Genomic DNA, 15167 nt, shown 5'->3' on the forward strand with positions numbered 1-15167 from the left:
CGAACCAGCCGAGGAGCGAGACGACGAGCATGCGGGCCTCCGGGCCCGCATCCTAGCCCAGCGTCGCGCTGTCCGCGCGCGCGGCGCGTGCCATGCTCGACGCGTGATGCGCTCCCCCGCCTGCACCCACCCGACCACGACGACGCAGATCTGCGGCGCTCCGGCGACGCCGGGGAGCGAGACGGCGAACCTAACGCAGGCGCGGTCGCGTTAGGTCCGCGGGCGCGCCGCCATGAAATTCCCTGGCTTCGACCCTGGCCAGGAGCGCGCCATGGCAGCGCGCGTCGACGAATAAGCTAGTGATTTCGAGGGTGGACCTGACAGTGCTGCCCCACTTCGGGTTCCAGTCCTTCACCCAGTACACGTCGCCGGAGACGATCGCGTCCTCGGGCCGGCCCGTCCGCTCGGGGTAGCGGTACATGTACTCCTTCATCGCGTCGCGGTACGCGGTGTTGGCCGGCAGCTTGATGCGCGCGTAGTAGTCGCACCAGATCTGCGTGTACGCGAAGCTCTTCGCGTTCAGGAGGTCGAAGTTCGGCGGCTCGCCCGTGAACGGATTGATGTGGCGGCCGTCGACCGTGACCGCATCGACGACGATCGTCCCGTCGTCCATCACCGGGTTGGGGGAGAACATGAACCAGCCCTGGAGGAACCGGAGCTTCTGCGCGAGGACCCGCGTCGGCTCGGGGTGCGGCACCTTCCAGCGGTTCTTGATGACCCAGAGCTCGACCGCCGCCTGGTTGACCGCGCCGACGAACATCACGAGGACGCCGATCTCGCGCAGCGCGACGAGCCCCTTGCGGCCCCAGAGCCGGAGCGGCGCCGGCGGGGGCGCGACCTCGGAGCGCTCCGGGATCTGCGCGCCGAGCGCCCGGCCGAGGCTGCGGCGGTGCGCAGCCGCCATCGCCGCCGTCACCGCGCCGCGCACGCCCGGCAGGCGGATCGCCCACGCCACCGCGGGGCCGAGCGGGATCGCCGTGACGATCTCCGCGAGCGCGTCGGCGCCCGCGGCCAGCGCGCCGTCGGGGCGCCGCACCGACAGCCCGTGCGCCGCGGAGCTCGACGCCTCGAAGGTGAGCAGCCCGAACCGGTCCATCCGCTTCAGGACGCGGCAGGCGAGGACGGCGCCCGGCGAGCGCGGGTCGAAGAGCACGACGCGGGCCCGGTGCGCGCGCCGCATCGTGCGCGCGGCGATCTCCCAGTCCTCGCGGCCGAAGAGGAGCGTCGACATCACGCAGAGCGCCCACGCGAACGGCCCCAGCACGAACGTCATGCCGAAGCCGATGTGGAGCACGTTCATCATCACCATCGTGAGCCGGCGCGCCCAGGCGCGGCCGATCGGCGCCAGGAGGCACACCGGGATGGCCGCCTCGAAGGCGATCACCATCCTGGTCATGAACAGGATGAGGAAGTTCGGCGCGTAGTCGCGGATGTCCGCCACGATGGGCGTCACCATCCGGTCGACGTAGAGCACGTAGTGGATCGCGGTCCCGTTCTTCCAGGCGGGGCCGGTCTTGTGCACGACGTTGAAGAAGTAGATCGCCGCGACCTGGATCAGCAGGACGGGCCCAAGGACGGTCACGTGGCTGTCCGGCTTGAGCGGGTCGTCGAGCGTGGTGCGGTCGTTCAGATCGGCGGCGGTCCGCTCGCGGCTCCGCTTCATCGAGGCGAGGAGCGCGTCGAGCGAGAAGCGATCGCCCATCGGCAGGAAGCACGTCCAGAGCAGGAGCAGGTTGTGGACGACGTAGCCGCCGTTCTCGATGAGCAGCACGCGCCCGTTCATGCTCGTGACGAACACGAGCGAGAGCACCTGCATGAGCTTCGTCTTCCAGCCGATGAGCAGGCAGACGTAGGTCGCGAAGATCACGACCCAGAGGACCCAGAGCTCGCCCGGCGTCGAGAAGGCGTTGACGAGCGAGAAGTTGCCGCTGCCCTGCGGGCGCCAGAGGTTCACGTGGTTCGGCAGGACGCCGATGTCCGCGAACATGTCGCTCCACGCCCACGAGCGGCGGAGCAGGTCGCCGATGAGGAAGAAGCCGAGCAGGATGCGCGTGAAGCCGAGCGTCCGGCGGTCGAACGTGAAGAAGCTGTCCCGGAGGATGTCCCACATCGACGGCCCGGGCGGGCGCGGGGCGGGCGCCTCGTCGGCCTCCTCCGCGTCGTCGTCCTCGTCGGCCGCGGCGTCCTCCGCGTCGTCCTCCCCGGCCGCAGCGCGGTCGCCCGCGGGCGCGTCCTCGCGCGCGCCGGAGCCCTTCGCGGCGGCGGCCTTCCCGCCGGCGCCGCGGCGCTCGCTGGGGTCCTCTTTCCGGAGCGCGCCCTCGAGCTCGCTCTCGTCGCGATCGTCGTTTGCGTTCATAAGGCGTCGAGATCGATCCTGCGCGAGCAGAGCGCTCGCCGCTGTCGCACCTACCTACCGCAACCGCGCTGGCGCCGCACGAGGCGACCAGCGGCGCGGCGGGCGGACGCCGGCCGGCGGCGCAGGGCGTGGGGCGCGCGGGGGGGCCGCCGGGACCGCGCGGGGCGCTTGATGCGCGCGGCGCGGGGAGGTAACGAGGACACGAGGTGCCCCGGATGCCCGACGCGGAAGAGCGCCTCACGCTCGCGACCTGCGCCTTCGTGGCCGGCTGCATCCTGCTCGCGCCGCGCGAGTGGGTCTCGGCGGGGCTCTCGCTCACGATCGCCGCGGCGCTCTTCGTGTGGCACCTCCGGCTGCGCCGCGGGGCCTCGCCCAGGGGCCCGGCGGCGCAGGCGCAGGGCGCCGCGGGCGCGCCGCGCGCGTCCGGCGAGGCGGGCGCTCAGCCCCGGCCGGGCGACGAGCGGCGCGAGTCCGCCTGAACGCGCAGCGGCGGGCGGCCGAAGCGGGCGCGCACGCGATCGGCGAAGGCGCGCATCTTCGGCGTCCCGAGGAACCGCCGCTCCATGCGCCGCTTGCCGGGAATGTCGAGGAGCATCACGCCGATCAGGATCACCAGCGCGCCCGGGCCCGGCACGCCGGGCAGCGAGAGCATGATCCCGAGCGCCACGGCGAGGACGCCGAGCAGGTTCTTCCCGATGCGCGCCGACACGCGCATCCAGGCCGGGCGCCCCGGCAGGAAGGGCTCGTCTTCCTGCTTCACCAGGTAGTCCTCGGGCATCCGGACGAGCACGACCGCGACGAGCGCCATGCCGCCGACGAAGCTGGTGAGGGCCACACCGGCGCCGATCGCGATCTGCTCGGGGTGCTCCTGCACGAACGACAGCGCTGCCCGGACGGCATCCATCATCGCGGAGGCGGGGAGCATACGAGGCGAGGAGCATACGGCGCGGGGCCGGCCCGGGCGAGGCCGGCCGCGCCGCTCAGGGGACGAGCACGGTGCCGATGGATCCCGGCGCGCTCGCCTCGCGCGCGAGATCGCCCGGGCGCAGGCGGCCGAGGATGTGGATGCGGCGGACGCCCTCTGCCAGCGCGGCGAACGACTCCTCGAGCTTCGGGATCATCCCGCGCGTGACGGCGCCGCTCGCGATGAGGGCGCGCCCCTCGGCGACGGTGAGGCTCGGGATGCGCGAGGCGGGATCGGCGACGTCGCGCAGCACGCCGGGCACGTCGCTCACGAGGAAGAGCCCGGCGGCGCCGAGCTCGATGGCGACCCGGTTGGCGACCGTGTCGGCGTTGATGTTGTAGACCTGCCCGTCCGTGCCGGCGCCGAGGCACGCGAGCACGGGCAGGTAGCCGCCGCGCCCGAGCAGCTCGAGCAGCGCGCGGTCGACGCCGGTGATGTCGCCGACGAGGCCGAGGTCCACCGGATCGGGCCCCACGCTGGCGTGGACCTTCGGCGGCCGCTTGACGGCCGTGACGGCGGGCCCGCTGGCGCCGTGGAGCCCGACGGGCCGCGCGCCCGCGGCGAGCAGCGCGGCGCACAGGTCGACGTTGAGCTTGCCGGCGACGACCATCTTCATGACGTCGAGCGTGTCCGCGTCGGTGACGCGCTGGCCAGCGACCTGCCGGACGGGGATGCCGAGCCGCTCCTGCAGCCGGGTGGCCTGCGCGCCGCCGCCGTGGACGACGATCGCGCGCGTCCCCGCGCGGCTGAGCGCCGCGAGGTCGCTGGCGAGGACGGCGAGGGCGGGGCTGCCCACGACCTCGCCGCCGAGCTTGATAACGAGCGGTCCTTCCGACGCTGTCACGGGCGCCTCCGCGCTGCTCTGGAACCTTGCATGAGCGGACACGTACCACTTCTGCCGCGGCCAGGGCAGAGGTCGCCGGCCGCGCCCCGCGCGCGGCCCCGGGCGCCCGGGGGCGCGGCGGCGCCCGGGGTTCCGTGGCATGCTGGCGCCGTGATGCAGGCCCTCCGACAGGCGCTCTCCGGTCGCACGGAGCCGATGCTCGCGCTCCTCGAGCGGCTCGTGAACCTCAACTCGTTCACGGACAACCCGCGCGGCGGCGACGCGGTGGGCGAGGTCATCGCCAACGAGCTCTCGACGATCCCCGGCCTGTGCGTGCGGCGGCTCGCGAGCGCGCGCTTCGCGGCGCACTGGGTGGTGGAGAGCGAGGCGGCGAAGGCGTCACCCGCGGGCCACGTCGCCCTCGTCGGGCACCTCGACACGGTGTTCCCGCCGGGGACCTTCGAGGGCTTCCGCCTCGACGGGGAGCTCGCCCGCGGGCCGGGCGTGCTCGACATGAAGGGCGGGATCGTGGTCGCGATCGAGGCGCTCCGTGCGCTCGAGACGATCGGCGCGCTGCCCGAGATCCCGGTGCGGCTCGCGATCGTGTCGGACGAGGAGGTCGGGTCGCCCGAGGGGCGCCCGCTGCTCCAGCGCGAGCTCGCGGGCGCGTCGTGCGCGCTCGTGTTCGAGGCCGGGCGCGAGGGGGACAGGATCATCACCGCGCGCCGGGGCACGGGGAACGCCGTGGTGAGGGCCACGGGCAAGGCGGCGCACGCCGGCAACGCCCACCAGCAGGGCGCGAACGCGATCTGGGCGCTCGCGCGCTTCATCGACCGGGCGCAGCGGCTCACCGACCACGGGCGGGGGGTGACGGTCAACGTCGGCGTGGTGAGCGGCGGGCACGGCAGGAACACGGTGCCCGACGCGGCGGAGGCGGGGGTCGACTTCCGCTTCGTGCGCCGCGCGGACGGCGAGGCGATGATGGCGGCGCTCTCCGCGGCCGCGCGCGAGGCGTCCGTCGAGGTGCCCGGCACCGCCGTGCGCGCCGAGTGCGAGATCGCGCGGTCGCCGCTCGTGCGGACCGAGGCGAGCGCCGCGCTCTACCGGGAGTACGGGGCGTGCGCGCGGGCGGCGGGCCTGGGCGACGCCGAGGCGCCCCTCATCGGCGGCGGGTCCGACGCGAGCTCGACGGCGGACATCGGGATCCCGTCGATCGACGGCCTGGGGCCGCGGGGGAGCGGCTTCCACACGAAGGACGAGCTCATCGAGGTGAAGACCCTCGTGCCCAAGGCGGAGGCGCTGGCGGCGTTCCTGCTGGGGCGGCGCGCCGCGGTGAGGTGAACGAGAGCGCGCGCGTGTCCGTGAGCGAGCGTCTCGTCGTGCGCCACGCGCAGGGCGAGCCCTCCGGCGCCGGGGCGCGCCGGGCGGGTGTGTTGACGCCCCTGCAAACCACGTCGCTCCTCGCTACTCCAGCACCACGAACTTGAGGTAACGCCCCTCCCACCACGCCGGCAGCGTCGGGTGGTCCTCCGGCTGCCCGTGGATCGCCCGGACCCGCAGGTCGTCCCGCTCCAGGGTCGCGTCGTCCAGCGTGGCCAGGAAGTCCTCCGCCGTGATGTGGCTCGAGCACGACGCCGCGCACAGCAGGCCGCCGCGATCGAGCACGCGCGCGACCGCCGTGTGCAGCCGCCGGTAGGCGCCGAGCGCGCGCGGCTTGGCGCGCTCGCTCGGCGCGAAGCTCGGCGGATCGCAGATGATGAGGTCGTACCGATCGCCGCGCGCGTGGGCCTTCTCGAGGAAGTCGAACGCGTCCGCCGTCACGAAGTCGTGCGCCGACGGATCGACGCCGTTCTCCCGGAAGGTGCGCTGCGCCGACGCGTGCGCGGCCGACGCCGAGTCGACGGAGGTGACCCGACCCGCGCCGCCGAGCGCCGCGGCCACCGAGAAGCCCCCCGCGTAGCTGAACAGGTTCAGGACGCGCCGGCGCCCGGCCGCGAGCGCGCGCACGCGGGCGCGGTTTTCGCGCTGGTCGAGGAACGCCCCCGTCTTCTGCCCGCGCGCGAGGTCGACCTCCATCGCGACCCCGGTCTCCCTCACGAACAGGCGATCCGGCAGCGGCGGCCCGTGCAGGTGCGCGAGCTTCTTCCCCTCCGCGTCCGCGCTCGCCGCCGACGACGCGCGCGCGCGCAGGCCGATCGAGCGCACGCCGCGGGCGCCCAGCGCGCGCGCCAGGTGCGGGAGCAGCCGATCGAGCCACGGCGCCAGCATCTCGCCGTCGAGGCGGACCACCGCGGCGCGATCGTACCGGTCGATGACGAGCGACGGCACGCGGTCCCCCTCGCCGTTGCACAGGCGGTAGGCCGTCGTGTCGCGGCCCGCGAACCAGCCGTCGCGCAGCGCGAAGGCGCGCTCGAGCCGCTCCGCGAGGGCGCGCTCGTCGAGCGGCGGCGCCTGCGTGCGCTGGAAGACGCGGACGGCGATCGCCGACTCCGCGTCCCAGAGCCCCCGGCCGAGGAACGGCGCGCCCTCGGCCGACAGCTCGACAACGTCGCCCGTGGCCGCCGCGCCGCCGGCGCGGGGCGCGCGCTCTCCGCGCCGGCGCTCCCCGCGCTGGACGGCGTTCTCGCCGCCGCCCGCGATACCGTCTCGGTACACCCACGGGTGGCCGCGGCGGACGGCGGCGGCGGCTGTCGCGGTGAGATGGACCCGCATCGACCCCGCCTAGCACGGTAAGCTCGCAGCGTGCTGCACCGCGTTCGTCCGATCGGCTGGGCCTGCCTCGCGGGGATCCCGCTCGCCGCTGCGGCCGGCTGCACGCAGGACCACGACCTCCTCGGACGAGATCCGCCGGCCGCGGCGAGCACGTCCGGCGCCGGCGCCGGCTCGGGGGCGACCTCGAGCAGCGCCGCGACATCCGGCGCGGGCGGCGGCGACGTCGACGATCCGCCGGGGCCGACGAAGCTCACCGTGGTGAACGGCATCGCCGACAGCGACGCGGTCCGCTTCTGCTTCCTCGCGTACCCCGACGGCACCGGCGCCGGCGTCGACCCCTGGCCGGGCGCCGACGAGGGCCTCGCGTTCGCCCGGGCCGAGGTGGTCGAGCCGCTCGGCGCGGTGATCCCCGAGGGGGCGAGCGTGGGCCCCCACGTGATCGCCGGCGATCTCGGCGCGATCGAGGGGCTCGACTGCGCCGAGATCCTCGCGCTCGCCGCCGAGGCCTCGCCCCCCATCGTGGCCGTGGCGCTCCCCGTCGTGCCGGCGCCGGTGTTCGCCGAGGAGAAGAGCCTGCTCCTGGTCGCCACCGGCTGCCTCGGCGGCGAGGGGCACACCCACGCCCTGGAGAAGCAGGCCTGCGGCGACGCCTACACGATCGACACGCCGACCGCCGGCCTCGTCGCGGTCGCCATGTCGCGATGGACGCGCTTCGACAGGATCGGGCTGCAGGTCGCGCACGCGAGCGCGGCGACGCCGGTGATCGACGTCCACCTCACCCCAGAGCGCTCGTCGGTGAGCGGGGTGATCCTCGCGCAGGAGCTCTCGTATGGGGCGATCTCGCCCTCCCCGCCGTTCACCGGGCTGGCGGAGGCGGATCTCGGCGCGCCCGAGGACGTGGCCGTCCATGCCCACGACCCCGTCGAGGCCAGGACGATCGCCTCGGTGCCGATGCGCGAGATCCTGGCGAACAGCGACGTGGAGGCGACCAGCATCGCGGACGGCCGGGGGTTCGTGCTGGTCGCCGTCGGCGCCGCCCCGGGGACGGAGCGCGGTGGGTTCTGGCAGCCCCACACGTACACGCTGTTGCAGTCGGGTCCCTGATCGTGTCCGAATGTCCCGCTGGCGGCGGAGCTCCGTGCTGCGCCGTTCGTCGGCGGCCCAACCGCACCTCGCCCGGCTGCCCCGGCGACTCGCCGTGATTCCGCCTTGGGCATGACGACTCCCGTGCAAGCGCACGCACTCTCGCGTTGCTCGCGTGGTGCGCTGCGTCGTCCGGCGTGCTGCGCACCACCCTCATCGCTGCTCGGAGAGCGACAAGGATGCCTCCGGCGCGTCTGACGGGCTTGCAGCGCTCGTTGTCTTATTGAAGGATAATGGTTCTGCCCCCACGGTCTCGGGGTTCGCTCTCTCCTCCGCAGCTCTCCTTTGGTAAGCCCGCCGCGGCTTTGTCGGCCCTTCACCCCGCGCGCGGCCGGGAAAACCATGAGTCGCTTGACGGGGTGGATCGCCCCGTACGGACGACAAGACAGGAGAACCACGCGCCGTGACGAGCGAGCGAATCTCCAGTATAACGCGAGTGCCTGAATTGTGAGGGGGGAAGAGGATATGACGACACAGGTGTTTATCGGGGCGAGCTCCTCGGCGGATCCAAAGAAGGCTTCGGCCGAGTCCGTGGCGGCGGCGCTCCGCGCGTCGGCGCGCCCCGAGCACGTGGCCTCCCCGCCCGGATCGGCCTTGCAGCCCGGACCGGGGTCGCCGCCCGGACCGGCGCGCCCCGCCTTCGCGCTCGTCCTGTCGACGGACCAGTATGACGCCGACGCGCTCGCTGCGGCGGTGACCAGCGAGCTGCCCGGGGTCCCCTGGGCGGGGTGCTGCACGGCGGGGGTCTTCGCGGGCAGCCGGCTCCTCCGGCAGGGGCTCGTCGTGGGGCTGGTCGCGTCGGACGCCGTGCGCGTCGGCGTCGGCGTCGCGCACCCGGTGAGCCAGGACGGACGGCGCGCCGGGGTGCTCGCCGCGTCGCGCGCGCTCGAGGGGTTCCCGTCGTCCGCCGCGCCGGGGTGGAGCCGCGCGCTCATCGTGCTGCCGGACGCGCTCACCGGCAACGCGGCCGACGTCGTGCGCGGCGCGGTCGAGGTCGGCGGGACGGGCGTCGTCTGGGCCGGCGGCGGCGCGGGCGACAACCTCCGCTTCGTGCGCACCGCGCAGTTCGCGGGCGGCCGCGCCTACTCGGACAGCGTCGTCGTCGTCGCGATCGACTCGCCGGCCCGCATGGCCACCGGCATCCGCCACGGCTTCCGGCCCTACGGCCCCCCGACGATGGTCACGCGCGCCGAGGGGACGGTCGTCGCGGAGCTCGAGTTCGAGGGGGCCTTCTCGGTCTACCAGCGCACCGCGCGCGCGCGCGGAGATCAGGTGAACCTCGACGGCTTCGCCACCTTCGCGATGACCCACCCGCTCGGCATCCCGCAGGCCGACGGCGAGCACGTCATCCGCGATCCGCTGCGCGTGGTCACGCCGGGCGGCCTCTACTGCGTCGGCGAGGTCCCGGACGGGTGCCTCATCCGCGTCATGGAGGGCGATCCCATCGGCCTCGTCAGCGCCGCGCGCGAGGCCGCGACCACCGCGCGCGACGCCGTGGCCGGGCCGATCGCCGGCGCGTTCGTGTTCGACTGCATCTCGCGGTGCATGATGCTCGGCGACACGGTGCGCGACGAGCTGACCACCTTCGAGAACGAGCTCGGCCAGAGCGTCCCGGTGATGGGCTGTCTGACGTTCGGCGAGGTGGGCGCGCTGGGCCGCGGGGTACCGCAGTTCCACAACAAGACCGCTGTCGTGCTCGCGCTGGGGGCTTGAGCGCCGGAGCGGCTGGATCCCTGCCCATGGCGAGCGACGAAGATCACGAGATCCAGGAGGAACGGCTGGCGCTCCTCAGCGTCCTCCAGGAGCTCACGGTCGCAGCGCTCGACCTGTTCGATCCTCGCCAGTCGATGGCGATCTTCCTGGAGCGGCTCGCCGAGCGGCTGAGCTGCGTCGCGGTCATCGTGCTCGTCGAGCCGACGCCGCTCGCCCCTCGGCTCCTCGACGCCGCGGGGCTGTCGGCGAGCTCGCGCGCGCTATCCATCCCGCCGCGGTCCCCGCCGCCGGCGGCCGCGCCCGCAGACGAGTGCGAGGGCCTCTGCCTGCCGTACCCCGAGCTCTCGCGGCCCGGGCTCGTGACCTGGCACTTCTCGCTCGAGGGGCAGGGCGACAGCGGCGCGTCCAGCCTCATCCTCTGCTTCGAGGGCGAGCCCCCGTCCGCGCCGCGGTACCGGGGCATGATGCGCCGGCTCGCGGGCACCTTCCGCACGGCGCTCGTGCACCGGCTGCTCTACGCCCGCATGATCGAGAACGAGCGCGAGCGGGCGCGGCACCTCGCCGCCGCCGAGGCGGGGCGCGCGGCGGCGGAGGCGGCGCAGCGCCGCGCCGCGTTCCTCTCGGAGGCGAGCCGGCTGCTCTCCAGCTCGCTGAACTACGAGGCGACCCTCGTGCGCGTCGCGCGCCTGCCGGTCCCGTTCGTCGCGGACTGGTGCATGGTCGACATGATGGAGCGCGAGGCGATGCTCCGGCGCGCGGTCGTCGTCCACGCCGACCCGCAGAAGAGCGAGCTCGCGCGCCTCCTCCAGGGCCAGACGCCGATGGACTCGGTCCTCCCGTCCGGCGTGGCGCGCGTGCTGGAGACGGGCGAAGCGGTGCTCTGCGAGGTGGCGGGCGCGCCCGCCGCCGCGGAGCGAGGGCTGGACGCACGCGACAGCGAGCCGCCCGTGTCGGCCAGCGAGGCGCTCCTCAGGGAGCTCGGCCTGCGGCGCTACATCTCCGTGCCGCTCGTCACCCGCGGCACCCTGCTCGGCGTGCTCACGATCGCCTCGGGCCGCGACGACCTGCTGTACGGCGCCGAGGACCGGGCCCTCGCCGAGGAGCTCGGGCGCCGGGCCGCGCTCGCGATCGACAACGCGCGGCTCTACGAGAGCGCGCAGCGGGCGATCCGCGCCCGGGAGGAGCTCGTGGCGGTCGTGTCGCACGACCTCAAGAGCCCGCTCGCGACCATCGTCATGAACACGAGCCTCCTGCGCCGGAAGCTGCCGAGCTCGGACGAGTCGGCCGAGCTCCGGCGCCCCGTCGAGCGCATCCAGAAGTCGGCCGATCGCATGAACCGCCTCATCCGCGATCTGCTCGACCTGGCGAAGCTCGACGGCGGCCACATCTCGATCCAGCCGGCGCCGCACGACGTCTCCGGCCTGCTGAGCGACGCCATCGAGCTCCTGCGGGAGGAGGCGGCCGAGAAGTCGCTGCGCATCGAGCAGGGCGTCGAGCACGGCGTCGACCGGGCGCTCTGCGACCGCGAGCGGGTCCTGCAGGTGATCGCGAACATCGTCGGCAACGCGATCAAGTTCACGCCCGCGGGCGGCGAGGTCGCGCTCCGCGCCCAGCCGTGGGGCAGGGAGGTGCTCGTCTCGGTGCGCGACACCGGCCCGGGCATCCCGGAGGACCAGCGGGCGCGCATCTTCGAGCGCTACTGGCAGGCGAAGGAGACCGCCCACAAGGGCACGGGGCTCGGCCTCTCGATCGCGAAGGCGCTCGTCGAGGTCCACGGCGGGCGGATCTGGGTCGAGAGCAAGGTGGGCGAGGGGAGCACGTTCTTCTTCACGCTCCCGATGGTGGGCGCCGCCGGGGCGACCGCGGGAGTCGCGGCGGGCACGCGCCTCGGGGCCTGACAGCTTCAATCGGGGTTCGCCGTACAGCGGCGTAGTCACGCCACTGAGGCAGAAATGTCCCTTGTTTTCGCGTCTTGGCGGGCCGATCCCTTCATCGCTATACCTACCGCGATGAACAACGTCGGGAACGAAAAGGGCGACGTGGGGCCGGCCCAGGCTCGAGCGGAGGACGACGAGCGGGAGCTCGTCAGGGCCGCATTGCAGCTCCTGGGTATCCGCAACCTGGTGCTCGCGATCCACGATCCGAGCTTCCCGTCGGAGGACGCGGAGGACACCGGGCGCGGGTCCCCGTACACCGAGGGGGGTCGCCGGTTCCTCCGGTTCGCGCGCGATCTCGGGTTCAACGGCATCCAGCTCGGCCCTCAGGGGGAGACGTCGGCCGACAACGCATCTCCGTACGACGGCACCATCTTCTCGCGGAGCACGCTGTCGATCGCGCTCGCCCGGCTGACGGAGGACGGCCCGTGGGGCGCGCTGCTTCGCCCCGAGGCGGTGACGAAGATCGTCGCCGGCAAGCCTGGCGGCCACGACGGCCGCGCGCAGCACGGCTACGCGTACCGCGCGCAGCGCGCCGCGCTCCGGGAGGCGTTCGCGTCGTACGTCGACCGGCGGAAGCGCGGCGAGCTCGACGACCTCGCCGGCCGCCTCGCCGCGTTCAGGCAGCGGAACGCCGCGTGGATCGAGCGGGACGCGCTCTACGGCCCGCTCTGCGAGGAGCACCGGAGCGGCTGGTTTCACGGCTGGACCGGCGCGCCGGAGCTCGATCGCCGCCTCTTCGCGCCCGGCCCCGGCGAGGTGGTCGCCTGCGAGGATCGCCGGCGGGAGCTCCTCGAACGGTACCGCGAAGACGTCGACTTCTACGCCTTCTGCCAGCTCCTCGCGCACGAGCAGCACGCGGCGCTCCGGGGCGTGACGGCCGCGCTCGGGCTCAAGCTCTATGGCGACCTGCAGATCGGTTATTCGCCCCAGGATGCCTGGGCCCATCAATCGGTCTTCCTGAAGGGCTATCTCATGGGGGCTCCGCCGAGCCGGACCAACCCGGAGGGCCAGGTGTGGAACTACCCTGTCCTGGATCCGGCCCAGTACACGGATGCCTCCTCCGGCGCGCTCGCGCTCGTGCGGGCGCGGATGGACAAGATGTTCGACGAGTTCGACGGCGTGCGCCTCGATCACCCGCACGGCCTCGTCTGCCCGTGGGTCCATGTCGCCGACGCCCCCGATCCGCTCCGCGCGGTCCAGGGCGGCGCGCGGCTCTTCTCGTCGCCCGATCTGCCGGATCACCCGCTGCTCGCCCGCTACGCCATCGTCTCTCCCGCGCAGCTCAACCGCGGTGTGCCCCGGTATGCCGACGACTGGGTCACCTCGCTGACGCCGGAGCAGGTCCGGCGCTACAGCGTGATCTTCGACACGATCGCGAGCTGCGCCGAGGCCCGCGGGCGCGCGACGACCGACATCGTGTGCGAGGTGCTGAGCACGCTCCCGTTCCCGCTCCGGGCCGTGCTCGAGCGGCACGGGCTCGGGCGCTTCCGGGTCACCCAGAAGGCCGATCTCGACAACCCGAAGGACGTCTATCGCAGCGAGAACGCCGGGCCCTCCGACTGGATCATGGTGGGGACCCACGACACGCCGCCGCTCTGGAGGCTCCTCGGCGCGTGGGAGCGGAGCGGCGCGCTGGAGCGCCAGGCGGCGTACCTGGCCTCCCGCCTCGCGCCCTCGCCGGCCGAGGAGGGCGCGATGGCGCGCGCGCTCGCGTCCGACCCGCGCGCGCTGGCGCAGGCCAAGTTCGCCGACCTCTTCGCGAGCCAGGCGGCGAACGTGATGATCTTCTTCTCCGATCTGCTCGGGCTCAAGGAGATCTACAATGCTCCCGGGACGATGGGTGACCACAACTGGTCGCTGCGGGTGCCTCGCGATCACGAGCGGTCGTACGCCGAGATGCGCGCGCGGGGGGAGGCCCTCAACCTGCCGCGGGTGCTGGCGCTCGCGCTGCGGGCGCGGGGGGGCGCGGAGGCCTCGGAGGAGCGCCGGGGGCTCGCTGCGCGCCTGGAGGCGCTGGCGGGAGCGGCGGGCGGGAGGCGTTGACCGGGCGCAGCGCGCGAGAGGTGGCGCCGAACAGCCCGGCGCCGCGAGAGCGCGTACGCGCAGCGGAGGAACGACCACGCAGAGCGGACAGGACGCGGGGCCGGAGCCTACGCCGCAGACGGGAGGGACAACTCCCTCCCGGCGCGCTTCGCGTCGATGATGTGAGCCGCGTTGACGAGCCCGATGTGAGAGAACGCCTGCGGGAAATTGCCGAGCTGGCGACCCAGCTCAGGGCTGTATTCCTCGGAGAGCAGGCCGACGTCATTGCAGAGTGAGACCAGCCGATCGAGGAGCGCCTCCGCGTCGTCCAGGCGACCGGCCATCGCGTAGTTGTCGGCGAGCCAGAAGCTGCAGATGAGAAACGTGCCCTCATGGCCCGGCAGACCGTCCACCCCCGTCTCGGTCGCGTAGCGCAGGACGAGACCCTCCCGGGTGAGGCCCTTCTCGATCGCCGCGACGGTGGACAGCATGCGCGGATCGTCCGCGGCCAGGAAGCCCATGTGCGGGATCAGGAGCACGCTGGCGTCGAGGGCGTCCGAGCCGTACGACTGCGTGAACGCGCCGACGCGCGCGTTGAATCCGCGCGTGAGCAGGTCGTTGCGGATCTCCTCGCGCAACGCGCGCCAGCGCTGGGCTCGCTTCCCCAGTCGATGCTGCCCGCCTACGCCGAACTCCTCGATCATCCGCACGGCGCGATCCACGGCCACCCAGGCCATCAGCTTCGAGTGCGTGAAGTGGTCACGAAAGCGGCCCTGGTAGGGACAGCGGCTCGCCCACGCCCGCCAGTGACGCTCGGTCCGCGCGAGCTCCCGCTCCGCGTCGACGGGGTGGTCGGGCGCGCGCTCGTGCGACGGGTAACAGGTGAGGGTGAACGGCAGTCGCTGCCCCGCGCGCACGATGAAGCTCGTCTCCAGCCGCGCGGCGTCCCAGTCGGGGTCGAGCGGCGCAGGGCTGCTGAACGCGAGCGCGGCCGGCCCCGACGTGAGCGTGGCCCGGCTCCCGTCGCACCTGATCCAGGGGATCACGCGGCCATGGCCGAACCGCGCCTTCGGATCGGAGTGCATGGCGACCGGGCCCTCGATTCCCTCGACGATCCGGATGACGTCGTGCGCGGCGACCCCCTGGGTTCCCTCGTCGATCCGGGCGGCATCGTGCCCTGCGACCCACGGGGGCATGAAGTCGATCAGCCGTGCCCGTCCGCTGTCGCAGGAGAACTCGGTCTCGAGGACCAGCGTGTCTGGCCGATACCGCCGCTCCACGCCTCGTATCCTTGTAGCTGGCCGGAGCGTCCAGTAACCGTGGTCGCCATGCCCGAGCAGCCTCGCGAAACACGCATCCGAGTCGACGCGCGGCAGGCACAGCCAGTCGAGCGAGCCGTTACGTGAGATCAAGCCGACCGTCGTCGTGTCACCGATGAGACCGTAGTGTTCGATCGGAGCTGGCATGGCCAGTACATGCGCGCCGGTGCCCGGTCCG

10 protein-coding genes and 2 pseudogenes are annotated in these 15167 nt (G+C 73.5%); 6 read left to right on the forward strand and 6 right to left on the reverse strand.

Features of this window, described 5'->3' with window-relative positions; translation table 11 throughout:
• Positions 1–190: 190 nt before the first annotated feature.
• Complete coding sequence (locus WME76_RS02380; protein ID WP_437958609.1) at positions 191–2356, reverse strand: hypothetical protein; 2166 nt, start codon at positions 2354–2356, stop codon at positions 191–193.
• Positions 2357–2571: 215 nt separating this feature from the next.
• Between WME76_RS02380 and WME76_RS02385 the strand changes: the two genes are divergently transcribed.
• Positions 2572–2835: a hypothetical protein gene (locus WME76_RS02385; protein ID WP_437958610.1), complete on the forward strand. Its 264-nt coding sequence runs from the start codon at positions 2572–2574 to the stop codon at positions 2833–2835.
• Here WME76_RS02385 and WME76_RS02390 read toward each other — a convergent pair.
• Both WME76_RS02390 and argB read right to left on the reverse strand, forming a co-directional pair.
• The gene (locus WME76_RS02390; protein WP_437958611.1) at positions 2796–3281 is read right to left on the reverse strand and encodes a hypothetical protein; all 486 of its coding nucleotides are present in this window, start codon (positions 3279–3281) and stop codon (positions 2796–2798) included. The two genes, WME76_RS02385 and WME76_RS02390, sit on opposite strands and share 40 nt — an antisense overlap.
• Positions 3282–3336: 55 nt before the next feature.
• Entirely contained in the window at positions 3337–4164 is an 828-nt protein-coding gene (gene argB / locus WME76_RS02395; protein ID WP_437962066.1) for an acetylglutamate kinase, read from the reverse strand.
• Between the two features lie 153 nt (positions 4165–4317).
• Here argB and WME76_RS02400 point away from each other — a divergent pair, with 153 nt between their 5' ends.
• Positions 4318–5484, forward strand: coding sequence for a M20/M25/M40 family metallo-hydrolase (locus WME76_RS02400; protein WP_437958612.1), 1167 nt, complete (start codon positions 4318–4320; stop codon positions 5482–5484).
• A gap of 123 nt (positions 5485–5607) precedes the next feature.
• Here the strand turns inward: WME76_RS02400 and WME76_RS02405 are convergent, their stop codons facing one another.
• Positions 5608–6855: a class I SAM-dependent rRNA methyltransferase gene (locus tag WME76_RS02405; protein ID WP_437958613.1), complete on the reverse strand. Its 1248-nt coding sequence runs from the start codon at positions 6853–6855 to the stop codon at positions 5608–5610.
• A 30-nt stretch (positions 6856–6885) separates the two neighbouring features.
• On the opposite strand from WME76_RS02405, the gene WME76_RS02410 reads away from it, so the two are divergent.
• The 4 genes from WME76_RS02410 (at position 6886) to WME76_RS02425 (ending at position 13691) form a co-directional block, all read left to right on the forward strand.
• Positions 6886–7959 carry a hypothetical protein gene (locus tag WME76_RS02410; protein WP_437958614.1) on the forward strand — a complete coding sequence of 358 codons (1074 nt, stop codon included), beginning with the start codon at positions 6886–6888 and terminating at the stop codon, positions 7957–7959.
• 504 nt (positions 7960–8463) lie between these two features.
• On the forward strand, positions 8464–9711 hold the full coding sequence (locus tag WME76_RS02415) for an FIST signal transduction protein (RefSeq protein ID WP_437958615.1): 1248 nt from the start codon (positions 8464–8466) through the stop codon (positions 9709–9711).
• A gap of 26 nt (positions 9712–9737) precedes the next feature.
• Positions 9738–11609, forward strand: a complete 1872-nt coding sequence (locus tag WME76_RS02420) for an ATP-binding protein (protein WP_437958616.1) — start codon at positions 9738–9740, stop codon at positions 11607–11609.
• Between the two features lie 111 nt (positions 11610–11720).
• Complete coding sequence (locus WME76_RS02425; protein WP_437958617.1) at positions 11721–13691, forward strand: 4-alpha-glucanotransferase; 1971 nt, start codon at positions 11721–11723, stop codon at positions 13689–13691.
• Between the two features lie 107 nt (positions 13692–13798).
• On the opposite strand, the pseudogene WME76_RS02430 reads toward WME76_RS02425, so the two are convergent.
• Both WME76_RS02430 and WME76_RS02435 read right to left on the reverse strand, forming a co-directional pair.
• Positions 13799–14497 (reverse strand): annotated as a pseudogene (locus WME76_RS02430) (glycoside hydrolase family 15 protein); the annotation flags it as partial.
• A gap of 168 nt (positions 14498–14665) precedes the next feature.
• Positions 14666–15136: pseudogene (locus tag WME76_RS02435) on the reverse strand (trehalase-like domain-containing protein); the annotation flags it as partial.
• Positions 15137–15167: the final 31 nt, after the last annotated feature.

The sequence above is a fragment of the Sorangium sp. So ce119 genome (assembly GCF_051524405.1).
GTDB classification, from domain to species: domain Bacteria; phylum Myxococcota_A; class Polyangia; order Polyangiales; family Polyangiaceae; genus Sorangium; species Sorangium cellulosum_G.